The organism is Halalkalibacillus sediminis (assembly GCF_002844535.1).
Classification (GTDB): domain Bacteria; phylum Bacillota; class Bacilli; order Bacillales; family Alkalibacillaceae; genus Halalkalibacillus_A; species Halalkalibacillus_A sediminis.
The window spans coordinates 331,426-356,262 of sequence record NZ_PJNH01000001.1 but is presented as its reverse complement, the minus strand read 5'-3'; the positions used below and the strand labels follow the sequence as shown (position 1 = coordinate 356,262).

Annotated in this window: 29 protein-coding genes; 6 read left to right on the top strand and 23 right to left on the bottom strand. The window is 37.1% G+C overall.

The features are described 5' to 3' along the window. Nucleotides 1-70 precede the first annotated feature (70 nt). From CEY16_RS01895 to CEY16_RS01865, 7 genes are all read right to left on the bottom strand, one after another. Nucleotides 71-2,332: a penicillin-binding protein gene (locus tag CEY16_RS01895; RefSeq protein ID WP_101330277.1), complete on the bottom strand. Its 2,262-nt coding sequence runs from the start codon at nt 2,330-2,332 to the stop codon at nt 71-73. Between the two features lie 14 nt (nt 2,333-2,346). Beyond that, nucleotides 2,347-2,715, bottom strand: a complete 369-nt coding sequence (gene ftsL, locus CEY16_RS01890) for a cell division protein FtsL (protein WP_101330276.1) — start codon at nt 2,713-2,715, stop codon at nt 2,347-2,349. 2 nt (nt 2,716-2,717) lie between these two features. After that, the gene (gene rsmH, locus CEY16_RS01885) at nt 2,718-3,692 is read right to left on the bottom strand and encodes a 16S rRNA (cytosine(1402)-N(4))-methyltransferase RsmH (RefSeq protein WP_101330275.1); all 975 of its coding nucleotides are present in this window, start codon (nt 3,690-3,692) and stop codon (nt 2,718-2,720) included. A gap of 52 nt (nt 3,693-3,744) precedes the next feature. Further along, complete coding sequence (gene mraZ, locus CEY16_RS01880; protein ID WP_101330274.1) at nt 3,745-4,176, bottom strand: division/cell wall cluster transcriptional repressor MraZ; 432 nt, start codon at nt 4,174-4,176, stop codon at nt 3,745-3,747. 185 nt (nt 4,177-4,361) lie between these two features. Next, nucleotides 4,362-5,984, bottom strand: coding sequence for a bacillithiol biosynthesis cysteine-adding enzyme BshC (bshC, locus tag CEY16_RS01875; RefSeq protein ID WP_101330273.1), 1,623 nt, complete (start codon nt 5,982-5,984; stop codon nt 4,362-4,364). 154 nt (nt 5,985-6,138) lie between these two features. After that, complete coding sequence (locus tag CEY16_RS01870; RefSeq protein WP_101330272.1) at nt 6,139-6,513, bottom strand: DUF3397 domain-containing protein; 375 nt, start codon at nt 6,511-6,513, stop codon at nt 6,139-6,141. 11 nt (nt 6,514-6,524) lie between these two features. Then, complete coding sequence (locus CEY16_RS01865) at nt 6,525-7,388, bottom strand: ketopantoate reductase family protein (RefSeq protein WP_101330271.1); 864 nt, start codon at nt 7,386-7,388, stop codon at nt 6,525-6,527. Between the two features lie 155 nt (nt 7,389-7,543). Here CEY16_RS01865 and CEY16_RS01860 point away from each other — a divergent pair, with 155 nt between their 5' ends. After that, on the top strand, nt 7,544-8,026 hold the full coding sequence (locus tag CEY16_RS01860; RefSeq protein ID WP_101330270.1) for an N-acetyltransferase: 483 nt from the start codon (nt 7,544-7,546) through the stop codon (nt 8,024-8,026). A 48-nt stretch (nt 8,027-8,074) separates the two neighbouring features. On the opposite strand, the gene CEY16_RS01855 is transcribed toward CEY16_RS01860, so the two are convergent. The 4 genes from CEY16_RS01855 to CEY16_RS01840 all read right to left on the bottom strand — a co-directional run bounded on the left by CEY16_RS01855 (nt 8,075) and on the right by CEY16_RS01840 (nt 10,344). Next, the gene (locus CEY16_RS01855; protein ID WP_101330269.1) at nt 8,075-8,542 is read right to left on the bottom strand and encodes an RsfA family transcriptional regulator; all 468 of its coding nucleotides are present in this window, start codon (nt 8,540-8,542) and stop codon (nt 8,075-8,077) included. A 69-nt stretch (nt 8,543-8,611) separates the two neighbouring features. Then, entirely contained in the window at nt 8,612-9,376 is a 765-nt protein-coding gene (locus CEY16_RS01850) for an enoyl-CoA hydratase/isomerase family protein (protein ID WP_101330268.1), read from the bottom strand. A 191-nt stretch (nt 9,377-9,567) separates the two neighbouring features. Next, nucleotides 9,568-9,741, bottom strand: coding sequence for a 50S ribosomal protein L32 (gene rpmF, locus CEY16_RS01845; protein ID WP_101330267.1), 174 nt, complete (start codon nt 9,739-9,741; stop codon nt 9,568-9,570). Between the two features lie 51 nt (nt 9,742-9,792). Beyond that, complete coding sequence (locus CEY16_RS01840) at nt 9,793-10,344, bottom strand: YceD family protein (protein ID WP_101330266.1); 552 nt, start codon at nt 10,342-10,344, stop codon at nt 9,793-9,795. Nucleotides 10,345-10,501: 157 nt separating this feature from the next. On the opposite strand from CEY16_RS01840, the gene CEY16_RS01835 reads away from it, so the two are divergent. After that, the gene (locus CEY16_RS01835; protein ID WP_101330265.1) at nt 10,502-11,713 is read left to right on the top strand and encodes a nucleotidyltransferase; all 1,212 of its coding nucleotides are present in this window, start codon (nt 10,502-10,504) and stop codon (nt 11,711-11,713) included. 91 nt (nt 11,714-11,804) lie between these two features. Here CEY16_RS01835 and CEY16_RS01830 read toward each other — a convergent pair whose 3' ends face one another. Together CEY16_RS01830 and CEY16_RS01825 are read right to left on the bottom strand one after the other, a co-directional pair. Beyond that, nucleotides 11,805-12,821 (bottom strand): SepM family pheromone-processing serine protease, encoded by a 1,017-nt coding sequence (locus CEY16_RS01830; RefSeq protein WP_101330264.1) that lies wholly within the window; start codon nt 12,819-12,821, stop codon nt 11,805-11,807. Nucleotides 12,822-12,825: 4 nt separating this feature from the next. Then, entirely contained in the window at nt 12,826-13,605 is a 780-nt protein-coding gene (locus CEY16_RS01825; RefSeq protein ID WP_101330263.1) for a patatin-like phospholipase family protein, read from the bottom strand. 146 nt (nt 13,606-13,751) lie between these two features. Between CEY16_RS01825 and ylbJ the strand changes: the two genes are divergently transcribed. Beyond that, nucleotides 13,752-14,966: a sporulation integral membrane protein YlbJ gene (gene ylbJ, locus CEY16_RS01820; protein ID WP_101330262.1), complete on the top strand. Its 1,215-nt coding sequence runs from the start codon at nt 13,752-13,754 to the stop codon at nt 14,964-14,966. Between the two features lie 87 nt (nt 14,967-15,053). On the opposite strand, the gene coaD is transcribed toward ylbJ, so the two are convergent. The 3 genes from coaD to CEY16_RS01805 form a co-directional block, all read right to left on the bottom strand. Then, nucleotides 15,054-15,536 (bottom strand): pantetheine-phosphate adenylyltransferase, encoded by a 483-nt coding sequence (gene coaD, locus CEY16_RS01815; RefSeq protein ID WP_101330261.1) that lies wholly within the window; start codon nt 15,534-15,536, stop codon nt 15,054-15,056. Between the two features lies 1 nt (nt 15,537). Further along, nucleotides 15,538-16,104: a 16S rRNA (guanine(966)-N(2))-methyltransferase RsmD gene (gene rsmD / locus CEY16_RS01810; protein ID WP_101330260.1), complete on the bottom strand. Its 567-nt coding sequence runs from the start codon at nt 16,102-16,104 to the stop codon at nt 15,538-15,540. Between the two features lie 204 nt (nt 16,105-16,308). Continuing rightward, entirely contained in the window at nt 16,309-17,718 is a 1,410-nt protein-coding gene (locus CEY16_RS01805; protein WP_101330259.1) for a hypothetical protein, read from the bottom strand. Nucleotides 17,719-17,846: 128 nt separating this feature from the next. Between CEY16_RS01805 and CEY16_RS01800 the strand changes: the two genes are divergently transcribed. Beyond that, on the top strand, nt 17,847-18,233 hold the full coding sequence (locus CEY16_RS01800; protein WP_101330258.1) for a DUF7147 family protein: 387 nt from the start codon (nt 17,847-17,849) through the stop codon (nt 18,231-18,233). Nucleotides 18,234-18,367: 134 nt separating this feature from the next. Here the strand turns inward: CEY16_RS01800 and CEY16_RS01795 are convergent, their stop codons facing one another. The 3 genes from CEY16_RS01795 to ylbD form a co-directional block, all read right to left on the bottom strand. Further along, nucleotides 18,368-18,643, bottom strand: coding sequence for a YlbG family protein (locus tag CEY16_RS01795; protein WP_101330257.1), 276 nt, complete (start codon nt 18,641-18,643; stop codon nt 18,368-18,370). A gap of 25 nt (nt 18,644-18,668) precedes the next feature. Continuing rightward, entirely contained in the window at nt 18,669-19,106 is a 438-nt protein-coding gene (locus CEY16_RS01790) for a YlbF/YmcA family competence regulator (RefSeq protein WP_101330256.1), read from the bottom strand. 61 nt (nt 19,107-19,167) lie between these two features. After that, complete coding sequence (gene ylbD, locus CEY16_RS01785) at nt 19,168-19,533, bottom strand: spore coat protein YlbD (protein WP_101330255.1); 366 nt, start codon at nt 19,531-19,533, stop codon at nt 19,168-19,170. Nucleotides 19,534-19,718: 185 nt separating this feature from the next. Between ylbD and CEY16_RS01780 the strand changes: the two genes are divergently transcribed. After that, on the top strand, nt 19,719-20,096 hold the full coding sequence (locus CEY16_RS01780; RefSeq protein ID WP_101330254.1) for a YugN family protein: 378 nt from the start codon (nt 19,719-19,721) through the stop codon (nt 20,094-20,096). A 107-nt stretch (nt 20,097-20,203) separates the two neighbouring features. Then, nucleotides 20,204-21,262, top strand: coding sequence for a sporulation integral membrane protein YtvI (ytvI, locus tag CEY16_RS01775; RefSeq protein ID WP_101330253.1), 1,059 nt, complete (start codon nt 20,204-20,206; stop codon nt 21,260-21,262). A 37-nt stretch (nt 21,263-21,299) separates the two neighbouring features. On the opposite strand, the gene CEY16_RS01770 is transcribed toward ytvI, so the two are convergent. The 4 genes from CEY16_RS01770 to CEY16_RS01755 form a co-directional block, all read right to left on the bottom strand. Beyond that, nucleotides 21,300-21,752, bottom strand: a complete 453-nt coding sequence (locus CEY16_RS01770; protein WP_101331109.1) for a DUF420 domain-containing protein — start codon at nt 21,750-21,752, stop codon at nt 21,300-21,302. A 5-nt stretch (nt 21,753-21,757) separates the two neighbouring features. Continuing rightward, nucleotides 21,758-22,672, bottom strand: coding sequence for a cytochrome c oxidase assembly factor CtaG (ctaG, locus tag CEY16_RS01765; RefSeq protein ID WP_101330252.1), 915 nt, complete (start codon nt 22,670-22,672; stop codon nt 21,758-21,760). A 194-nt stretch (nt 22,673-22,866) separates the two neighbouring features. After that, entirely contained in the window at nt 22,867-23,718 is an 852-nt protein-coding gene (locus CEY16_RS01760; protein ID WP_101331108.1) for an ABC transporter permease, read from the bottom strand. A gap of 108 nt (nt 23,719-23,826) precedes the next feature. After that, on the bottom strand, nt 23,827-24,828 hold the full coding sequence (locus tag CEY16_RS01755; RefSeq protein WP_101330251.1) for an ABC transporter permease: 1,002 nt from the start codon (nt 24,826-24,828) through the stop codon (nt 23,827-23,829). Nucleotides 24,829-24,837: the final 9 nt, after the last annotated feature.

Here is a 24,837-nt window from a genome sequence, read left to right as displayed (position 1 = left end):
TTCGAGTATGCTTGTATCTAAACTATGAAATTCCTTAGAAGATTAGACCACTGCTTCGTGATCCTGCTATTTATTCTTGTTCAGTCTCGACCTCTGAGTTTTCACCCGATTCTTCTTGATCAGAAGTCTGTCCGCTGTTTTCTTGCGTCGAATCCTCACTATCCTCATCATTTTCTTGATTAGAATCTTGGTTTGATAGCTCGACTACTAGACGACCACCTTCTTTAATCTGGCCGTTAGGTGCAATATTCTGTTCAGTTACAAAACCCGTTCCAACAAAGTCAACGTCCACACTCATTACTTCACCAAGTCTGAGAACATCTCTTAGGGTCCACCCTTCAAGATCAGGAACGGTATTTTTTCCTTCAGTCTTTATGATTACTTTCTGATTAGGAAGTATTTCACTTCCTTCACTTGGAGAGACGCTTTTTATTGTGTCACCATTACCAATTACAACAACATTGACACCCTCGTCACTTAATTTCTTTTCTACATCTTTAACATTCTTTCCGGCCACATCCTCAATCAAGATCGGTTCTGCGAAATTAGTTTGCTCCCGGTCGGGTTCAACTTCTAAGTAATGTAAGCTATTTTCCATAACTGTTCGGTAAATATATGAAACTGGATCCCCACCTTCGGAATAGTGGTTAACCTCAGGCTGTTTGACCGCAATATACATCATCAACTCAGGTTCCTCTTTAGGTGCCATTCCTAGAAATGAGAAAATGTAGTTTTCTGCTCCATTCATATACCCAGCAGAATCAGGGTCTGGAATTTGCGCTGTACCGGTTTTACCAAAGGTCGTAAAATTTTCTAGTCTAAAACGTTTTCCGGTACCATCTTCTTCAGTAACAACATCCTCCATGAGTTTTTTTACATGATTGGCTGTCTCAGCACTGATCGGTTGACCGACCGTTTCAGAAGTGTTTTCTTGAAGCACTTTTCCTGAAGCAGAATCGATGACACTCGATATCATGTAAGGTTTTTTCATCTCACCTTCGTTGGCAAACATAGTTGCAGCTTTCATCAATTGTATTGGTGTAAAAGTTGATCCTTGTCCGAATGAAGTGGAGAGTTGATCACTTGGATATCTATACGATATCTCTCCTAGCTGTTCACCCGTGAGATCAATCCCAGTTTTACGGTCAAGATTGAATTCTTTTAAATATTCTAGATACTTATCTGGGCCAAGTTTTTCCCATAGTAGTTTAACCATCGCCACATTGGAGGATCTTCTGAAACCTTCATCGTAAGTGATGGTCCCCCAACCTCGATTGTTATAGTCGTTCACATAACGAAAGTTTTCATTGATTCTATAACGACCAGATTCATAAGTTTCATCACCATTATAAACGCCCTCTTCAATAGCCGCGGCCATTGTGAACATTTTTAATGTGGAGCCTGGTTCGAATGGATAAGCAATAACGTCATTATACCAATTCTCAATATTCTCCCTAGTATTGGGATTAAATGAAGGGCGGTTACTCATCGCTAAAATTTCACCGGTTTTTGGGTCCATAACTGCTGCCATGATTCTTGAGGGATTATATTCATTTTGAACAGTGGTCATGGCATCTTCTAGGAAAGTTTGAATTTTTTGGTCTAATGTTAAATAAACATCATCTCCATGATCTGGAGGTTTGACAGTTTCTTCTGCATTCCTTAACTTGTAACCGTATTTATCTCGTTGGTACTGCACATTGCCTGGAATTCCTTGCAAACTATCATCAAACTCTTCTTCTACACCGTAAGCTCCGACTGGATCCCCCTCGTCATTTAAATCAGTGAACCCGATAACGTGAGAAGCGAAAGAGCCGTTTGGATAATAGCGTTCCATCGACCTTTCGAAGTTGAGTCCTGTTAAGTCTAAACTTTCAATCTTTTGCATTTCATCTTCTGACAAATGTGTAGATTCTCTACCGAACTCCACTTGGAAACGATCGTTCTCAGCACCATTGGTTAAAATATCATAAATCTCTTCCTCAGTTTTGTTAATGTGTGGAGCTAGCTTTTTAGCTGTTTTCTCGAAATTTTCGACATGTAGCGTCGTTGGAGAGTTTTTAGAAAAATCCTCATCTAAGACAGCATACAAACGATAAGTCGGCTTGTTATCTGCCAAGACCATTCCAGTTCTATCGACAATCTTTCCACGCTCTGCTGATAAATTATGGTCCATATCACGAAATTTATCCGCATAATCAACTAAATCGACCGAATGTACTTCACCAGTTACCTGGATGTACATAAATCGGCCGACTATTAGTAAGAATAATGCGGAGAATAGCGTAACAACAAATATTAATACGATACTATTCTGATTCAACTTTCGCATAATATTTCACTGCCTTAAGGAGTATTATTTGCTTGTTTTACATCTGCATTTCTGATGTTCAAACCATTTTCTTCTGCAATCGTCAAGATTCTATTAGGATTACTAAGCTCTTTCACTTCTGCCTCAAGAGAAGTGTTTTGGGCTTGGTAATGCTGAATATCACCCTCTACTTTCTGCATGTCGCGGTTCAAGGAGTCAATCGATGATGAAAATGTAACCATCATAATTGCGATGATTGCCAGTGTTAGAATCCCTGTAGTATATAATACCTTTTCTCCCTTTGAAATCCAAGGCTTTTTAACGGTCTGCCTCTCTTTTTGTACATCTCTTTCTACTCTTCTTTGGGGTGCTACTTGCTGTCTTCTAACTTGTTCTATGGCCATCTTTATTTACTCCTTTCTGTAAGTGAGAATTCTTCATTCCACTCTTTCACTTTTTCAACTATTCGAAGTTTAGCTGATCGAGATCTTCTATTCTCATCTAATTCTGAATCACCTGCTATAATCGGCTTCCGCGTCACCATTTTAAACGGAGGTTGCGACTGTTCAGGTATAATCGGAATGTCCTTTGGTAGTGGAGGATTTGAACTCCACTTTTTCATTGCTTGTTTACAAATCCTATCTTCTAGCGAATGAAAAGTGATGACAGCTATTCGTCCACCTACAGAAACTTTTTCAGCCGCTTGATGCAATGCATCTTCAAAAACATTAAGTTCATCATTGACGGCAATTCGTATAGCTTGGAAAATCCGTTTAGCAGGATGTCCACCTTTTCTCCTTGCAAATGCTGGAATAGCATCTTTGATGACATCAACTAATTCTAAAGTCGTCTCGATAGGCTGTTGTTCTCTTTGTTTTTCAATTCCTCTAGCGATCTGCTTAGAGAATTTTTCTTCACCGTATTGAAAGAAAATTCTAACCAGCTTTTCATACGGCCAATCATTCACTACATCGTAGGCTCTGATAGAATCATTTTGATTCATCCTCATATCTAGAGGAGCATCTTGGTGGAAACTGAATCCTCTTTCAGCTTCGTCCAACTGAGGTGAAGATACCCCTAAATCAAAGAGGATCCCGTCAACTTGTTCAACACCCAAACCATCTAAACTGTCTTTTAATTCGACAAAATTCTCATGAACAAAGGTTACCTGGTCTGCATAATCTTCAAGAATTTGTTTTGCGTAGTTCAAAGCTTTCAGGTCTTGATCAAAAGCAATCAACTTCCCCATACTGTCTAGTTGTTCGAGAATTTTACTAGCATGCCCAGCTCCTCCAAGCGTACAGTCAACATATGTACCGTTGGGGTTAATGTTCAATCCATTAATTACTTCTTTATTTAGGACACTATAATGTTCAAACATTGGGCACCATTCCTTATTTAATAGACATTCAGTAAGTTCGGTTTATCTTCTCCTAGATGTCGAAATCCATCATATTTTCTGCAATCTCTGTAAAAGATTCTTCAGATTCTTTCACGTATTCTTCCCATTTGTCTTTAGCCCATATTTCAATTCGGTTCGATACTCCAATCACTACACACTCTTTTTCTAAATCAGCATAAGAGCGAAGTGGCGATGGGACGTTGGCACGGCCTTGTTTATCAATTTCGCAATCAACCGCCCCTGAAAAGAAGAACCGGGTAAAAGCTCGGGCATCTTTTTTTGTCAGTGGTAATTTCTTTAGTTTTTCTTCAAGGTTTTTCCATTCATCAAGTGGGTATGCAAAAAGGCATTTATCCAGTCCACGAGTAATCACGAAAGACTGGCCAAGATCTTCTCTGAACTTGGCAGGAACGATCACACGTCCCTTAGTATCTATATTGTGTTGGTATTCCCCCATAAACATAGACTTCGCCCCACTTTTCAATCAGTTTACCACATCCCTCCACTTTCCACCACCTATTTTTCGAAAAAAGTTCATCAAACCATAAAAAAACATGTCTAGTTTTCGACTAGACATGCTATAAACACTGATAATATAAGGTTTTTCGACATTTTATTATTTTGGTGGTAGTTGGTGGGGGATCATCCCTATAAATGAATAATCAGGTGATCTTGCTCCCACCTAGGTGGTATTTCTAATAATTTCTTGGGTAAGTCTGTCCCATATTGGTTCATAAAGTGAATCAAATTCCACGTTCTTTCTTGAAGACCACGATCAGGATAGTAATACACATTCAGCTCATCAAATTTCTCAATGACATTTTTATGCTGAAGCTTTATGTGTCTTTCCATCCGTTGTTCCAAATAGTCTAATTCTCGAATGATTTTATTCTCATTCGTTTTAGATAGTTCACCCATATCAGGGGAAAGTTCATTTGCAACATCTTGAAGTGGCTGGTGAATCCGTGTTAATTCAGCTTTCATTTCTTGAAACATCTCATCTAGAGGAACTGAAGACTGGGAACGTAGCCAACTCATCTTCTGACTTGAGGTACCTTCTGAGACAATGTCTTCAGCCCTCATACCCAAATCACTCATCCAACCCTGGTGTTTAGGTAGAGTAAGGGTTATAGATAGACGAGGTGTAACAATAGGCATTTTTAAATCCATACATCGGAATGCATCCTTCAATGCTGCCCAATAGCCAATTTCTCCTGGGCCACCAACAAATGAAAGTACCGGGAACACCATCTCTTGCATAATCGGGCGAGTTACGACGTTATTACTAAAGCGTTGTGGGTGGTTCTTGATTTCTTCGATCAGTTCTTCTTTAGTAAAAGAAACTCCTTCGTCCTTTGAAACGAATCCATTCTTAGTAACACTTAGTAATAACCTCTCGCCTTCATAATGATAGAAGAGATGCGCATCCTCCTTCGAGACGTCAAGATCAATGTGATAATCGTTAGTAACTAATTGATTTTTTCGTTCAACAACAAACGATGCAAGTTCCTCCTGTAATTCTACCATTTTGATGAAGTATTCTATTTCCAACTGACGTATCGTCTCATCGTTTGAGTCAACTAACACTAACCCTTCCTCTTCAAATAAATCACTGATTAAAATGGCGAAGAAATCGACGTATGTCTCGCTTCTTTCAGCTACCGCCATGATATTTTCATATAATTTTTTAGAATGGGCAGTTTCCTGTAAACTCTTAAAGTATTCATCTACCCAAGTGGCAATTTCTTTTTGATCAAGTTGTCGATCAGATACAGGATATTTACTGTCTTCCCGGTCAACCACCTTATGTTTTTTCAAAGATAGATTTTGATATTTCATTACATGATTGATTTCCTCAAAATCATGATCCTCTCCAGCTATCCAAAAGACAGGGATCACAGGGGTTTGAAGATGCTCTTCTTGTTCTTTTGCTTGCAGAATAATACTAATGATCTTATGAATCGTATAAATAGGGCCACTTAATAAACCTGCCTGTTGACCACCTATCACGACTGTTGAAGTTGGATCTTTCAAACGATTGATTTGATTTTCGACAGACTTATGTAAGCCCCACTTACGGTTTTGTTCCAACAGAACACTTACTAATTCTTCTCTTTTATAGTGACGGTTGGATATGAATTCCAAACGCTTTTGATAACTTTTCAACTGGAAAGGATCATAAACAAAATGAGTGAAAATAGATTCTTTTCGGTCTCTATAATCCTGAATAAGCTTCGATTGTTTGTGCATTTTCATATTCTCTATATTCATCAATTTACCTTCCTTTTCAATGACAGACTGCTCTTTTTAATTCACTTATGTATTGTATATGAAATAGTTTCTTCTTTCACTTAATCTGTTTGTTGGTGTTAAATCATACTTACTAAACTGTAAATTCACCACTACTCCATTTAAAGGATTTGATTTATGAAAGGTTGAAATAAAAAGAAACAGGTAAAAGAATCAAATACGAAAGCGCCCAAAAAATGAAACCACCGCGCCATACCTGTCTGCAGGCTTTCCAAATATCAATATGTATATCTCTAGTCCTTTGAAAAGTTATGATTATTCCCAGGAGAACTAAATAAAATACCAATGTCCAAACAAGAAATGATTGATCAAAAATCATGAACAATAATGCGTTCACTGCAATTATAAAAAGAATGGATGACAGGTCTGCTGCTAATTTCGTTGAATAGGTTGATTGACCAGTGAACCTCTTAAGTAAGATAAAAATAATGATAAATGATAAATATGGAATCGTAGCGAGAATCGCTATAATCGTGGTAATGATACTCATGACTTACTCCTTCACATGATTTCTTTAGCTTTTATTAAATGATAGATCAGTTCGTGATTCGGAAGTTCTTGATCGGATATATTCAGTAAGTACCCGTTCATTGACTCTATCTCCGTTTCATTGCCTTTTTGAATATCATAAACCATAGACGAGAAATTACTAGATGTATGTTCTGCGACTTGTTGGACCCGTTTCCACATATGATTTTCATCCAGATTTAAAACTTCACATCCCTCTACAGTCAAGTTGTAGGCGATTTCTTTAAGGTGAGAGTTGGATAGAACCTTCCCATTTTCAACTTGAAATAATGCAGTTATCGGATTGATCACACTATTAATCACTAACTTTTCATAAAGCATACTCATTAGATCATCTTTAAATATAACGGGAAAGTCATCTCCGTCAATAATCGGTGAAATTCGCTCTTTCGCCAACTCCTTGGTGGTTTCTTCAAAGGCGGATAAATAAATTCTCCCTTCACCTTTATGACGAACTTCGTAATCACTTACCCTTAGGACCCCATGTTCACATGTACCTATAAGTATTGGTTGAGATAAGGATTTTATTTTATCGATATGACTCAACCCATTTTGAAGAAATAGCATTGGTGTGTCTGGATGATTTTCACTCAATTTTTTCAATGCAGAATCCAAGTGTGTTTGCTTGAGACAGATAATCAAAAGGTCTTCATTTTTGAGGTTGTCGAACAACTTGGATGCTACCCGATAAGTTTGGTCATTCAATCGTATTCCTTCATCATTAATGATAAGACGTTGTTCATCCCTTCTTACATAGCAGGTTACATCGTGACTTTTCGATAATTTAGCCGAGACGAACATTCCAATTGCACCTGCACCAATGACTCCAATTTTCAATGTGTGATCACCCTTCTTTCATTCAGACCTATTTTAACAAAATATTCTTTAAATAGTGAAAAAAATTTATTTCCTATTACAATATGGGCGCTTTCATTTTCAACACTTCATTTTTATATTATAATTAATCTTAGCATGTTTAAGGGGGAAGTTCGATGTCAGTAGATGTAGAACGTTTATTAATCAACTTTAAAACACTTGAAGAATTCAAGAAATTCAAAGAGTATGGTATTCAAGAACTATCCATGATTGAAGATTTAGAGCATAATATGATTGAAAACAATAGCGAATCCCCATTCTATGGAATTTATTATGGAGGATCATTAGTTGCAAGAATGAGCTTGTATCGTGTAAACGCAAAGTATGACTATTATTTTGAACCAAAACAAGATTATTTCGAACTGTGGAAGCTGGAAGTATTAGAAGACTACCGCAATAAAGGTTTTGGTGAAAAGTTGGTGGAATTCGCAAAGCAATTCCAACTCCCAATAAAAACAAATGCACGTATTAATTCCCAAGGATTTTGGGAAAAGATGGGTTTCACCCCTGCAAATTATGAAATGGAAAGAGATTTCGGTCAAAACCCATTTATCTGGATGCCAGATGGAGTGGATGAAAAAGATACAAACGAAAAATAACTTGGCCATTGGCCAAGTTATTTTTTTGATAGCAAGAACTACCTAAGATTATAATTGCTTCTCTTTTATTTGATGAATTTTTAATTGAATTTCGTCCAGAAATTGTTCATATTCCTCGACTTTACTCCTTAACAAATCGATTTGTTCGGAATGACAATCTTCTGTAGGCGCTGGTCCTCGCCTCATCTCATCCTTCAGTTTTTGCAAATGATGAATCATTTGATCAAAAGAGTGAGCTGATTCTTCGTATGGTTTGTGGTTCCCAATGTTTGTATCGGGAATACTCACCTGATCCACCTTTTTTCGTTGTTTCTTTGCCAGTTGAATCGCTTGATCATATTGTTTCCTTAAATTAGCATTCCAACGAAAACCACATGCCTGCGGTGTTCGTGACAACCTTTTCCCAACTTCTTTAAAAGCACTCATTTGTGTCTTACCTTCTCTTATGTATTGTAAGACAATCTGAGCCAACAATAGGTCTTCATCTTTCGTCCAAGCATCTTGTCTAGTGGCCATTCATCTACCTCCTAACCCTATGAACTTTACTATCAATGTATGCATAGAATTAGAAGGATAGACGCATTACTATTTCTTTTTTGAGAAAAAATGTTTTACTGCTTCACGATGAGCTTCTGATTCCCATAAAGAACTACATGCTTCTACTTCTCTTTCCATCTTTTTCGTGAGCTCTAAAACATCCATATTTGCCAAACGTTGCTCTTTCCACCACTTCATTTGTTGGATGCTTCTTTGCATATACGGAGTTAAAAAAACAGAGTTTTCGATCGTTTCGAATTCATCAAGTATATAATTTGCAAAGCCATTTTTTATCAATTGCTCAGCAGAACGTACATCTGACTCAATTAACCATTGAAAAGCTTGTTGAGGATGAATTCTTTCGTAAAGTAGGCTTCCCCCTCCCCAACCTGTAGCAATTCCCAACTGACCCTGTACGAAACCATAATTGCCGGAGGGTGCAACAACCCTTAAATCACAGGCAGAAGCGATCTCAAGACCACCTCCACGTGCTGTACCATTCATCCAAGCGATAGTAGGCATAGGAAGTGTAGCTAACTTCAAAAGAACTTCTTTCATTGGCCTAAGGAGAGCGTAAGCTTCACTTTCACTAATATCACCATGGAACTCCTGAAGATCACCTCCAGAACAGAAAGCATCACCTGCTCCTGTAAAAATCACAAGTTTGTATGAGGAATTATTATGTAAATTATCAATTATTTCATCTAGTTGTATTCTCAGTTCACTAGAAATTGCATTCTTCTTATCAGGGCGATTTAATCGAATCACTGCTATATCGTCCTGTATCTCTTCAAAAGTCACTACATTACCCATAAATTCACACCTCAATGTCTTAAAATAAAGCCCTGTTAAAGCTCATTATTGAAAATTTTGGAGAGACTCGTTGATATATATTCATTGATTCTGAGCACCGATTCACACGGTTGGTCAGAATTAACAACAAACTTTAACAGAGCTTAGATAAAGAAAAAGATGCCTCTAGTAAGAGACATCTGCTTGAAATCTTATTTCTCAACTACTTCTTTCCCATCGTAGTGACCACATGCTTTACAAACGTGGTGAGGTTTTGTGTACTCTCCGCAATTTGAACATTCTACCATGCCAGGGACATGAAGCTTTTTGTGTGTACGACGTTGGCGTTTCACTTTCTTAGAAGTTTTTCTCTTTGGTACTGCCATGTGTTACACCTCCCTTTCATTCAATCCGATTATTTTAAGGATTTCACCCATTTAATCGTTGTTATCTTTAAAATACTCTTTCAAGGATGATAGACGAGGATCAACTTTCTGCTCTGAAGATTGTTCTTCATCGACAGTTTCCTCTGTCTGAGCTTCTTGATGTTCATCTTCTTCTAGAAGACTCCAACCGTTTCCATCAGCTGTAATCTGATCCACACTTGAATCTTCGCTAAAGACACGAATAGGAACTTCCAATAAAATATTTTCCTTGATAAAAGGTGTTAAGTCAAGCACTTCTCGGTCAATAAAATGAATTTCATTTTCTTCTGAAGCTTCGTAACTTACAGTTGTAAATTGTTCAACAGCTTCAAAATCAAATGGGTACTCTACATCTTTAAGTGTTCGAGCACACGGTAAAATCATCTGACCAGTCACTTGAAATCGTACCGCAATCAGTTTACTTTCGGCTGTTGCTTCCCCATTGATCTCCACTTCAGAGATCTCTCTGATATCATTATCCATCGATTCCAGATCAGAGACATCAACACTTTCAGAAAACGAATACGGAGCTTGTGCTTGTATTTTTTGTAACGATAATTTCATTATAATCACCTCAAGGCAACAAGAGTTATTGTAAAAGGAAATAGAGCTTTTGTCAATATTTTTTCTTAACAGGCAAAATATTATCCGTAATCATCTTGATTTTATCACAATTTCCTTCTACATTATTAGTAATACGATAGCAGAAAGTTGTGATGTAATGAAAGCATGTGGCTTAATAGTAGAGTACAACCCTTTTCACAATGGACATAAATATCACTTTGAATCTTCAAAAGAAAAAACAAATGCTGATGTTACTGTAGCAGTGATGAGCGGATCCTTTTTACAACGAGGAGAACCTGCAATCATTGATAAATTTCATCGTACAAAAGCAGCTCTTTCTCACGGGGTCGATATCATTATTGAGCTTCCTTTTGTTTACGCAGTCCAATATGCTGATTTATTCGCCCACGGATCTGTACAATTGCTCTCAAGCTTAGGTGTGGATACAGTCTGTTTCGGGAGCGAAGAAGGTAGTATTGAACCATTCAAAGATGCGTATAAGACTTATATAAAAAATGAAAAGAAATTCAAAAAGAAGCTACACGAAAATTTAGATTTGGGCCAATCTTTTCCTACCGCTAGTAGAAATGCTTATGATGAAATCGGATTAGTTTCAAATACTATCGATTTAGGTCAGCCGAATAATATATTAGGATTCAGTTATGTAAAAGCTGCCGCTTCTATGCCAAATCAAATCAATGTAGATACTATCCAGCGCACTAAAAGTGGATACCATGATCCTACTATTAACGAGGACATTGCTAGTGCTACAAGCATCCGTAAAGAAATCATTTCAGTCAATGAATTGACAAAAGGTGCGATTCAAGCCCTACCTGATGCGACAATCGAACAATTGAAAGCTTATCAGAGAGAAAACGGACAGTGGCATGACTGGTCCTACTACTTCCCTTTTCTACGATACTTGATTGAAACAAAATCAATTGAAGAGCTTCAACAGATACACGGGATGGAAGAAGGTCTGGAGTATCGCATGAAACAAACAATAAAAGAGGCTGATGATTTTGAAGGTTGGATGAAATTACTTAAAACGAAAAGATATACCTGGACAAGAATCCAGCGAGTGTTAACCCATCTATTAACGAACACGAAAAAAGAAGAAATAGAATCGATTAAAAAGTTAGAAGAAGCACCTTATATTCGTATACTGGGAATGTCCAAGAATGGGAGAGAGTTTATTCAGCAACAAAAAAAACAGTTAGACCAACCTCTAATCGCTAACCTACAAGAATTTGAACATCCAATGCTTCAAATCGAGGAAAGAGCCTCTGATGCATACTACTCAGTGCTTTCCAGTACGCAAAAAAAGAGAATGAAGAAACAAGAATTAACGGGACCGATTCTTTTATAAGAATCTCATATATTTAAGTACTTCAATATAAAAAAGGAGGTGATCTAATACCTCCTTTTTAAAAGCGTATAATGGAACAAACCCACGAAAATTATTCTAAGCCTTCCAAGTATTCTAATGCGTCTGAGAAAGTATCTACCGGTACGATCTCCATCGACGTTTCAATTTCTTCTGCGGTAGCTTTCGCTACTTCATAATTGGACTCTGATTTTCCATTTTCATTTGGAGCGAAGAAGATGTCGGCTCCATCCTTATCTGCAGCAACCACTTTCTTATCAATCCCGCCTATACGATAAACATTGCCTTCATAGTCCACTTCACCAGTACCAGCTATGTACCGGCCTTTCGTTATATCTTCCTCAGTCAGTTGATCATAAATTTCAAGTGAAAACATCATACCGGCACTCGGGCCTCCAATGGTACCACTATCAAAGTTGACTTCTGGATTCACGGTTACATCACGGTCAGTCACTAACGACACGCCCATACCAGCTCTTTCAGGTTCATCTGGGAAAGACCCTAACTCAAATGATATCGATCGCTCCATCTCATCTCTCAGCACTTTTAACTCTACTTCATCCCCGGGAGACATTTCATTTAATTGATCAGTTAATGAACGGTCTGAATCAATTTCTTTTCCTTCGACTTCAATAATACGGTCTCCTGGTTCCAAATGCCCTTTAGCTGGCATATCTTCAATGACTGCAACTACGTAAACACCTTTATACTCAATAGTAATATCTTTCTCAGCTGCTTCATAAGCGACAACTGTAGCAGCCTCTTGAGAGGACTCCATAAAATGAAGCTGGGTCTCCATGTATTCGTCTTGACTAATACCTTCGGGACGAATATCTTCCAAATCATAGATGTCATAGTGTGTTCTTAATTGGGCCCATAAATAATACAACGGGGTCGCTTGACCTCCCCTAACAGTAACTAAATGCATGTCACCTTCACTATCAAAGCCTTCGTCAATTTGTACCACATCATTCAATGCTCGAGTGTCTCCCGGTTGATAAATGTAATAATCGATCTTGTAGTAGCTTAAAAATATTGCTACTACTAGCGTTATTAATAAAAAAATGAATTGCTTACGAGTTAACAACATCCAACTATTCCTTCCAATCCCTAATTTGTTTTTTAATTTTCTCTACAAATCTTTCAGCTTCCTTTTCACCTTCAAGAATTATCTCTTTGATATCCGTATAGTTTCTCGAACTATATTGATAAACTTTAGGGCGAAGGACAAAGTCCGCATCCATCATGACTTTCTGTGTTATTTCATCTTGCATGATATCAATACTTTGCATAATAATATCGTAAATAGAATGTACATCCATATTACTTTCGAACTTCGAACAATCAATCGCTATAATAATGTCTGCCCCCATAGCTTTGACAACTGAAATTGGCACTCGGTCAATTACCCCACCATCCACCAACAATCGATCTTCTATTTTTTCTGGGACAAATACTCCAGGGATAGATATACTAGCTCTTACCGCAGAGGCAGCATCTCCCTCTCTTAAAATGACCTTCTCACCAGAGTGTACATCTGTTGCGACAACTGATAAAGGGATCGGAAAGTCTTCCAGTTTTTTTTCATATGTAAACATTCTAATATATGACTTCACTCTTTCCCCTTGAACCAAACCCATTTTTGGAACTGTAAAATCCATAAAGTACTTTTTCTTTAAAGTCAAAGCTAATTGATACATGTGCTCAACGCTTTGACCCGCACAATAAAAAGAACCGACTAAAGCTCCCATACTGCTTCCTGCAACGTAATCAACCGGTATATCATTTTCTTCTAACACCTTTATAACTCCTAGGTGGGAGAATCCTCTTGCTCCACCAGACCCAAGTGCCAGTCCTATTTTAGGTCGGCTCATAGATATCTCAACTCCTATGAATAACTTGATTTCATGCATATCCCTTATCCATGATTGCGTATAGTATACCAAAGCGAGCTTCTTTCTAATCTTATTTTACTATGAACAAAACTATTCGTACAGTTACGTCATTAGGGGGTCACAGAGTGGGGGAAATTATTAAATCAATTGTTTATGCGTGTAGTGTCTCCTTTTTGGCAGCAGCGATCATCATTTTTCCTGATCAATCTTTTGAAGCCTCCATTCGAGGTCTGAATCTATGGTTGGAGATCGTTCTACCTTCACTATTACCTTTTTTTATCGTCTCAGAGTTGTTACTGGCTTTCGGGGTTGTCCAGCTGATTGGTGTTTTACTTGAACCCATGATGAGACCTTTATTCAACGTACCTGGGTCAGGTGGGGTTGTACTAGGAATGGGGATGGCTAGTGGTTATCCAGCAGGAGCGAAGTTCACGTCCAATTTACGAAAAAGTAAGGTTCTTACGCGAATTGAAGCTGAAAGGTTAGTATCTTTTACTAATGCTTCAAACCCTTTATTTATATTTGGAGCTATATCTATCGGCTTCTTCCATGACCCAAAGGCAGGTCTTCTACTCGCAGCTGCCCACTACATAGCCGCTATACTTGTTGGATTAACTATGCGGTTCTATAGAGGCAGACATTCTTCTTTAAATAGAGAACACAAAATTGGTTTTTTTGAAAGATTAACAGCTTCCTGGAAGTCGCTGCATCATACAAGGTTGGAACAATCACAACCTTTAGGCCAAATTTTAGGACAAGCTGTCATGAGTTCTCTTCAGACGTTATGTTTAATAGGTGGGTTTATTGTATTATTTTCTGTTATAAATAAACTGTTATTTTTAACAGGAGTAACCAAGTGGTTCAGTTCTATCATTTCTGTGATTTTTGAAGCATTTACCTTACCCAGTGAATTAACTCTTCCTTTTTTAGCAGGAATTTTCGAAATTACTTTAGGGTCTCAGATGATTTCACAAGCAGATACTGAGCTGCTACATCAATTCATTTTCGTCAGTGCGATACTAGCTTTCAATGGTTTCTCTATACAAGCACAAGTAGCAAGCATCCTTGCCCAAACTGATATTAGGTTCCTCCCATATTTTATAGGTAGGATTTTACATGTAATATACGCAGTCACATTAACTTGGATTTTTTTCAGACCCCTATATTTAGAGCGGGAGCTTTTCTCCCCTTCAGCTACCCCCGTTGATAGTGAGGCTAAATTGAATCTCTATGAATTTTGGGTGATGCGCTGGATCGAGTTTTATGCACCGATTATTACAGTGATTGCAGTCGGATATGCATGTATTTATATCTTCTTTCAATTAAAAAAGACCTGGTGATTTTGGTACTCACCAGGTACTTCTCAATGACAAAAGTAATTGTCTAGTATACAAGCCTATTTAACAGCTCTTTCTTCTTCATAAAAATTATGAGTTGAATTTTTTCTTCAATGCTTCTGCTACCACTGGTGGAACTAGATCTGAAACATCTGCATCAAATCGAGCAGCTTCCTTTACTATACTTGAACTCAGGAATGAATACTGGTTGTTCGTCATCATAAAAAATGTTTCGATTTCTTCATTCAACTTGCGGTTCATCGATGTGATCTGCATTTCGTATTCAAAATCACTGACAGCTCTTAGCCCTCTTAAAATACAGTCAGCATTCTTTGATGATGCATAATCTACGAGTAATCCTTTACTGACATCAACTGAAACATTAGGTAAATCTTTTGTAGCTTCACGAATCAGTTGTAATTTTTCTTCAATATCAAACAGAGGAGATTTTGCTTGATTGTTAAATACTGCAACAACGACATGATCAAAAACTTTTGCTCCACGTTGGATGATATCCAGATGACCATATGTAATCGGATCGAAACTCCCTGGACAGATTGCTGTTTTTCCCATTTTAATTTCCTCCTAAATCATATTGCAAAATAGTAATACTAATACTCTTGCTATATGCATCTTGTTTTATTTCCTGAAATTCTTGTGGTAAGTCATTAAGCTTGTCATCGTAAGCATGTTCACATATAACGATTGCTCCGTTGTTTAAAAGTTTCTCATCATTCAATACATGTAAAAGCTTACTATATGATATTTTTCCATATGGCGGGTCAAGAAATACATAATCAAAGGTTTTTTCTCTATTAGAAGCCGCCTTCAGCGCACGAAAAGCATCGTTTCGAAAGACCTCGCATTTTTCAGCAATTCCAAGAAGTTTTATATTTTCATGAATGGTCTTGATCGCTTTTGAGTCTTTATCAACGAAAGTAACATGATCCATCCCACGACTGAGCCCTTCAATTCCAAGGTTGCCACTACCAGCAAAAAGATCTAACGCTTTTCCACCATCAAAATATGGGCCTAAAAAATGAAATAAAGCTTCCTTTACTTTATCGGTTGTTGGGCGTGTGTTCGAATGAGGCACTGATTTTAATGAATGACTTTTGAATTTTCCTGAAATAACTCTCATTTTATCACCAACAAACTAATTTTATAGTATAAGTCTCAACAAAAAGGTCAACAATAGAATTAGAACGGAATGAAGAGGAATCCGTTCTGACTCGGAGATGTCTTATCATTCCCCATAAGACATTTTTCCGGTTTCTCCTCTCCCTTTTTGTACACTCTTCGTTGCATCGAAGAGAATTGACTCTTTTCCATTAATGGAAAAGAGTCATTTTTTTATATTGAGCCACTGATCTCTTAAAGTTAAATCAAAGGATAGTATGTCTGCTACCCTTTCGGATTTAATATACACTTCTTTTCCTATCTGAACAAGAAGGTCTTCTTCAACACCATAACTTTCTTCATTTACAATGAATACATCTTGATCAAGAAAAAAACGATATCTGTCTGAATTGTAATTAATAAATAATTCGTCACCTTCAGATAATCCTACAATTCTAAAGTCTAATAGTTCAGATAGTCCTGCAATAGGAATGTAAGAAGATTCTCGGTAAATGATACTGTCCCATTCTACTTCTTGAGCTTTACCATCCAAGCGGATCGATCTATTGTCTTTCCCATAGAAAGGAACTGGTTCTTCTGCATCCTTATTTAAAGTGAAGAACTCTGTCTCCACATTGAAAATGTTTGAGAGCATACGGTCCATCTTTCTAGAAATATTTTCGTCAGTCCATTGCATTGCACTCATTTCCTCTAACCACTGACTCTTTTCACTTTCTGAAACAACTTTTTTCAGTTCTCGAACCATAGCTGCTTCGTGTTCGTTCTTGGGTTCATTCAAATAGAAGTATTGAGATAGTACATTCATCGTTCGTCTATCCATGTCTGAGCTAGTTGAAAGCAAGTGATTATCTAGCATAGCTGAAGCAACTTTCCTTTTCTCAAGACTAGGTATTGATGCCATACCTGGCTGAGAAATAGATTTTTCAGATGGTGATATGACTAGAAGAAAAGGAGTTTCGAAAGGCACAATGTCCATGACCTCTTTAAGAGGGCTAATCTTTACAGGAATCGTACTATGTACTTGAAGAGGACCAACATCTTCATATGAGCTATAAAGGTTAGATACCTTCATAAGGTTAAGTGGTTCATGTTTGTTGAAATTCCATTCATAATAATTAATGGTTTCTAGCTGGTTCACATATTCAGGTGATCTTGACATCAACCATTTCGATTCTTTTTGTTTGAGACCAGTCATTTGTATATGACTTTCAAAGCCAACCGGTTCACCATCTTTCGCTAATCTGACCCACCAATCTTTTACAAATAAAAGTTCATCTCCTAATTCCTCTATCGGGAGTTGAAAACTAAATGTTAAACTATCATCTGGTACCACTTGTATGGAATTTTCACTCACAGCACAATCTTCCCCATCCGATTTTGTGCAGAGAAAATCACTAGCATTAGCAGGTACTTCAACTTCAAATTCACCATTCAATCCTTGTGTAAAAGTTTGCTCCACACTTATATACTCGTTATGTTCACGGAGATCGACTTTCATCAGAGGGGTGCTATCTTCTATAGAACTTTCAGACTCACTCCATTCAGTCCATTGATATGTACCTAAAATAATTGTAACGAGTATCATCGCTGATAATACTCCTATGATATACTTCATAAATGTTCCGCCTTAATGAATGTTTGTCATCATTTTATCAAATGGACAGCTGGGATTCTATGTTCAGTTCACAAAAAATATCGAACATGCTAAAGTTGAAGAGTACTAAACAAGGGGAGTGAACCACTATGACTCAACGATTTATCAAGCTCGGTGATGGCTACGGAGATGTTTATGAATTATTTACATTAATAAATAACATGGAAGAACGAGTTCAACATTTGATTGTCTTCCACAATAACGATGAAAAACCCAAATCTTCACTAGCAGCTATTTTCAAACCAACAGAAAAAGGGGCATTTCAACCCATTTATATATGTTTGGAAGGAATTCCTAGAACTGAAAACGGAAAGCCTAACGTCAGGTTGGATGAATTCAAGCATATAAGTGAAAGAATACAAAAAAAGCTAATTGAAATTGAAGTTCCTCCTTCAAGCTCTTACCACGAAGAAGAGATTTATTTTCAACACCTGATCTCAATACTTCGGCTGAATCATTTGTTAAAGCCTTTATGAGAAAAACTTGGCTTATCGCCAAGTCCTAATGGCGAAAGCCTTTGTTTTTCACATACTTTATTCCTTTAACAAAGTTAAACATTCTTAAAGTATAAAAATACAGAAAGCTACCTTCACAGAAGGTAGCTTTCTTTTTAGATCGATTGGATCTCATGTTCCTTTTTTGGTTTTTCGGGGATTTTTGACTCATAAACCTCTTCCACGTAAGGTCTGTATGAACGTTCGACTTCTTTTACGAAGTGAAGATCTTCTAATTCTTTGATAATATCTTCAACATCTTCTTGGTTGATGTAAATAAGCATGTATTTTTGTTTTCGTGAAGTGTAAATCATATGTCCGTAACGCTTTAATTTACGACTGTATTTAAGGTTTTTTAACCAAACTACTATTCCTTGTCTTTTTGTAATCACGATAATTACCTCGTTTCGCTACAGTTTACGATGCGCAACCGCACCCGCCGCCGCTTCCGCAACCACAGCCTGAATCCTTTAACGCTAGACCTTCACGCGGAACTTTGACACTTGGACTGATTTCGTGAGCAATGATCTCTGAGACGTCATCTAACAGTTCTTGCAGCTTTGTTTCAGACTGTCTATAAGAGGCTACGAAATCATTCATATCCATTTCTCGTTTGGTTGTACGTATTTCTTTCATGATTTTATAATAATCCGGATGATAACGCCCGAATCGTTGTACATCCTCATATTGGTCTTTCATATTAGTAAAGTCATCAACAAGTTTCTTCGCTTGCCCATCACTATAAAGCTCTGCTTGATGTGATTGATATGCTTCAAAATCGTCTGACTTCTTTATCATCTTCCCGAGCTTTTCAGCTTGCTCGAGTACTTCAATCACTTCTATGTTAGCTAGCATATAGCCACCTCCATGCATTAATCATATCAAATAAGAGCTTATTTTTCTACAACGTTGAAGATTAAAACCTCTTTGTTCTTCTATGATACGGTGACTGCGGGCGTTTTGAGGACTGAACAAAATCTTGTAATTGATCAATCGCTTTAGATAATCCTCTTATTTGGTGATCTAATTTATCCAAATCTACATTGGATAATATATCCATGGTCTGTTTCATCCACTTGCCATGATCGATGGATGAATTATTGTTGTTTATTTCTTTATCAAAAGCTTCCCAAAAAAGAGCCTCTTCTCCCTCACGGTTCCATAAATCATATAGTTGTTGCCACGTGTACTCTTTATTTTTTACAGCTTCAACTAAACGAGGATGCTCCTGGACAAACTCCTTAAAACGTTTGACTTCTCTTGGTAATTCTTGACTAGACATATCTTCCACCACCCTTATTAAGGTTCGTGATAATAATATACGCCCTCCAACAAAAATGGTTCTTTCATAAATTGTTTGTCTAAATTGTTAACAACAGCATTTATTATTAATAAATAATTGATTAAATGGATGTTTCATAATATGATGTTGGTAGTGATAACAATTATTTTGAGGTGAAAATGCATATGAGAATGGAAAATAATGAAATTGAAGGTATCGTCATTGCTCAAGAACCATTAACTTACACAATGAATAAGAACGGATTTGTACTAGGAGGTCAATGGGATTACGAACGTGTCACATATGATTACAAAATTAATTCACCTGAGAAGAATATAACTTATTATATTCGTGTGAATGGTTTGGCAGTTGATGGTGACGTTGATAAAGGTGGCGCAATCGTCAAGTTAATGGCACCGCTTCTTGGTAAACACTATTATCCTCACGGAGTCGAGTATGGTGAAGGAGAAACTTTCCCTGACCATGTGTTGGATAAGGCTGAGAAAAAACTTTCAACAATTGCAGAAGAATTGAAATCTTTTCAAGAAGAAGTCAATAAATAAGTACTTAACAATAAAGGTGGTCTCATTTAATTTGAGATCACCACTTTTTACATAATTACATACACCGTTTGCTCAATTTCAATTAATGAAAGGGGCCATACACGCAATTGCTTAAAAAAATTACAAAAAGACAATGGACTATACTTATAGCAATCATAATACTATCTGTTATCGCGTACTTTATATTGCCTGTTTCAGTCCCATTGATCATCGCTTTCATTACTGCTCTTCTCTTAAATCCTTTTGTAAGATTCTTCAGCCAACGCTTCAACCTGTCTAGGAATATCGCCGTCACAATTGTATTTGTTTTATTTCTATTAGTACTCGCGACAATTGGTACATACACCACGACTAAAGCAGTTGGTCAGGTTATAAAAATCACAGAAAACGCCCCTCAATATATAAGTAGCGTTGAAGACGTATTGAGTAATTTGCGTTCTGATTTTGCAAACTTTACTGAAGAATGGCCAAAAGCCTTTGTTGATGAAATAGAGACCCGAGCCAGTGATAATTTACAATCATTCGAACAACAGGTAACTGAATGGATTAAGATTGAGCGAATTTCTCAAATCTTCGTTAAGATACCTGATTACTTGATTAGTATAATTGTTTATTTGATTGCTCTGTTTTTATTCATGGTTGACTTACCCCACTTAAGGAACAAATTTTATGGAATTATGACTGACTCAACCAAAGAGAAGTTCAAATTTATGAACACTCGATTATCTTATGTATTACTTGGTTTCTTAAAGGCTCAATTCTTAGTTAGTTTGATTATATTTTCTGTTGCCTTAATTGGCTTACTTTTCATTACACCTGAAATCGCGTTTGTCATGTCCATAATAATTTGGCTTGTCGACTTGATACCTATCATCGGTTCAATCGTCATACTTGGTCCCTGGGCGATGTATATGTTCTTGACAGGTGATATGATCATGGGTACGAAACTGGCTATTCTAGCCATCGTATTATTGACTATACGACGTACAGTGGAACCGAAAGTAATGGGACACCACATTGGCCTCTCACCTTTGCCGACATTAATTGCTATGTATATCGGTTTACAGTTAGTTGGGATATTAGGGTTCTTTTTAGGGCCATTAGTCGTAATAATTTTCAACTCAGCAAAAGAAGCTGGTATCATTAAACTTAATGTGAAAATATAAAAAAGCGGAAGACTGTTATGTCAGTCTTCCGCTTTTCTTATCCGAAGATCGCTCTGAATAAATTCGTGCTATGTCCACCATCGTAAATGATATATAACAACAAATAAACAGTTACACCCGTTATTGCTGTAAAGAACCATATGACACTTGTTACAGGTCCAATTTTACGGTGTTTAGAAATGTTTCTTTTGAATGCAAGTGTTAAAGTGATTATTCCGAAAATACCACCAGTAGTGGCTAAAAAGATGTGAAAAATCAAGAAAATTGTATAATAGATTTTCATTTCATCGGGACCGCCAAAGCTAGTATTACCGATGAATAAAGTTCTTGAAACATATAAGATAAAAAAAGTTAAAGCTGAAATTGCAGCTGCAATCATAACATTTTTATGTGCTGTACGTTTATTTTTAACAATTAACGTCCAACCAATTGCTACAAGAATCGCACTTAAAACGATAAAAAACGTACTTATTGTTGGTAAGAAGGGCACTTTGATCATCCTCTTTCGACATTAGGTTGAATTGTTTGTTGTGATGGTAGCGGGTCAATTCCACGATTTTCACTTTGGAACCATTTGTAGAACATATTTGCCAACACAGCTCCGTAAATGACTTCCTGCATGATTTTCATTATGATTCCAGCAGCTTGTTGATCATAAACTAGCGGCATATTCAAGAAGATCTGAGGTCCTCCTAAATTCATTCCTTGCAATACCCCTGCAGGAACACATAACGCAAGTGCAGTCATGAATGCGTCAGGTTCTGAATAGGTAGCGTATAGTGGTGAATCCGCAAATATAATCAGAACACATGCTGGAGTGATCAAAAGACCATTTGCAAATATATAAAAGATTTTGTAAAGCGGTTGGATGAGCACTTTATCCTTAAATGGAGTCAATAGTGGCCACCACATACAGAAAGCTGCAAAAAAGATGAATAAAGTAACTGACCAATGAATCATGTTACTCGTCTTTGAGAAATCCAAAATGGACGGAAGATGATATAAAGAAAATACAGTATTAAAAAATAGGACAGCTATCACCGGTTTAGTCAAGAGATTCAAAACATGACGTAATCCTTTAGTTGCGAAGATTTTTCTCCACCAAACCTCAGGCAATCCTTTGATCAATAAGATCGGCACAACAAGAAAGAAGAACGCCATCTGAACCATGTGCGCCATGAAAACGATATGAGACAGTAAGTACAATGGAGAACCTTTGACAATGTAAAAAAGAGCAATCGCAGTGTAAACATAAATATTCTGCTTTCTACTCGGAGCTTCACTTAAACCAGTCTTATGTTTATATGGACCAGTAAATAAAAAATAAAGAGTTGCTAAAATCAGGGCTATAAGTAATATTTCAGGACTCCATAAGGCACGAAACCCGAAAATTTGAATTTTATCCCACATGACCTCACCTCATGTTATTATTCAGTTCATTTCACCACTTAGTATACATGATTTCAACATAATCCTCGACCAATTTTGTTAACGTTAATAAAATTGTTGAAATTACGCGAGTTAAACCAATATGTAAAGTAAGAAATCTCCAAACCCATAATAATAGGCTCGGAGATTTTTTGAAATTATATTCAATTAATAAATTAATTTTTCATTTTTGGATCAAGTGCATCTCTGAGTCCATCACCCACTAAGTTAAACCCTAGAACCACAAGCATTATAGAAACACCTGGGAAAATCAATGTCCATGGTGCAAGTTGTATAAAGTCTCTTGAATCCGCTAGCATCTTACCCCACTCTGGTGTTGGTGGCTGAGCACCTAAACCTAGGAAACCTAACGCAGCAGCTTCTAAAATAGCTGTACCAAAACTTAGAGTCGCTTGAACAATGATAGGAGCTAAACTGTTTGGCAAGATATGATGAAGTATTATTCTTCCATTTTTCATACCTTGCGCTTTAGCTGCCATGATGAATTCCTCTTCACGCAGGCTAATTACTTTGGAGCGTATCAAACGTCCAAAAATCGGAATATTGATGATCGCAATCGCAATAAGAGCATTTTGTAGTGAAGAACCCAAAATAGCTACTACTGCAATAGCTAGAAGAATACTTGGAAAAGCTAGTAAAATATCAAATATTCTCGATATCAACTGGTCTACCCACTTTCCGAAGTATCCAGATAATATACCTAAGATTGTTCCGAATATCAATGCGCCTGTTACAGCGAAGAAACCTACCATCATAGAGATTCGCGCACCGTAAACAATTCGATTGAAAATGTCACGACCTAAATGATCAGTGCCGAACCAATATTCTGCTGAAGGAGGGGTTAAGCGATCCCCTAAACTCTGATTATTAAATCCTTCAGGTGCAATTAATGGCGCAGATAAACCTAATAGTAAAAAGAAGATAATTATAAAGAACCCTACTAGAGCAAATTTATTTTTGCTTAACTGTTTAAGGGTATCTTTTAAAGGAGAATTCACTTTTTCCATTTCTGGATCTAGCTGTTGATCGTTATTAGCGGGATTGGGTATTATTTGATCTGATTTGGTTTCATTATGTTTATTCTTTTCAGTATCTGTCTTCATCATCTCATCCCCCTAATACTTTATTCTTGGATCTATGAAGGCATAAAGCAGATCCACAACTAAATTTATTATGACAAAAATGAAAGCAATGACTAAAATCCCTGATTGTATAACAGGATAGTCGCGATAATTAATGGCATCGAAGATATAACGACCGATTCCTGGCCAACTGAAAATAGTTTCAGTAAGGATTGCGCCACCCAATAAGACACCTGTCTGAAGACCAATTACTGTTAAAACAGGAATAGTGGCATTTTTTAAGGCGTGTTTGTAAATGACCAAAAACTGCCCTGAACCTTTTGCCCTTACGGTTCTGATATAATCCGATCTCATTACTTCCAGCATACTGGAACGCGTCATTCTCGCTATAATTGCCATTGGAATTGTGCCTAGAGCGATACTTGGTAGAACTAGATGTTTCAAAACAGTAAAAGCCCTTGGGAAGTCCAAATGAATTAAACTATCCAACACGTAAAATCCAGTGATAGTAGCTATTGGATCCCGGCTGTTTTGCCTTCCATAAGCAGGTAGCCACCCTAGCTCTTGAGCAAATACCAACTGTTCCATTAACGCAAGCCAGAAGATCGGCATTGATACACCAACTAGAGCAAACAACATCGCTAAGAAGTCAAACCAAGTGTTTTGTTTCCAAGCACTGATAATCCCAGCATTCACCCCGACAAATATCGCAAACAACATAGCGAAGAAGGTCAATTCGAAGGTTGCTATTATGTAGGGGACTATTTCATTAGAAATCTCTGCTTTACTACGAAGAGAAGTACCTAAATCCCCCTGTAGAAGATCACCAACGTAGAGGAAGTATTGAACTACATAAGGCTCATTTAAACCCATAGTCTCTTGTAAATTGAGAATCTCTTGTTCAGAAGCTTGTTCTCCTAAAATAACTTGAGCTGGGTTGCCCGGAATCAAGTGCACAATTGAGAATGTTAGTAAGGTCATACCTATTAAAACAGGTATAAGCATTAATAATCTTCTCATCGTATAAGCAAACATCGTTTCACC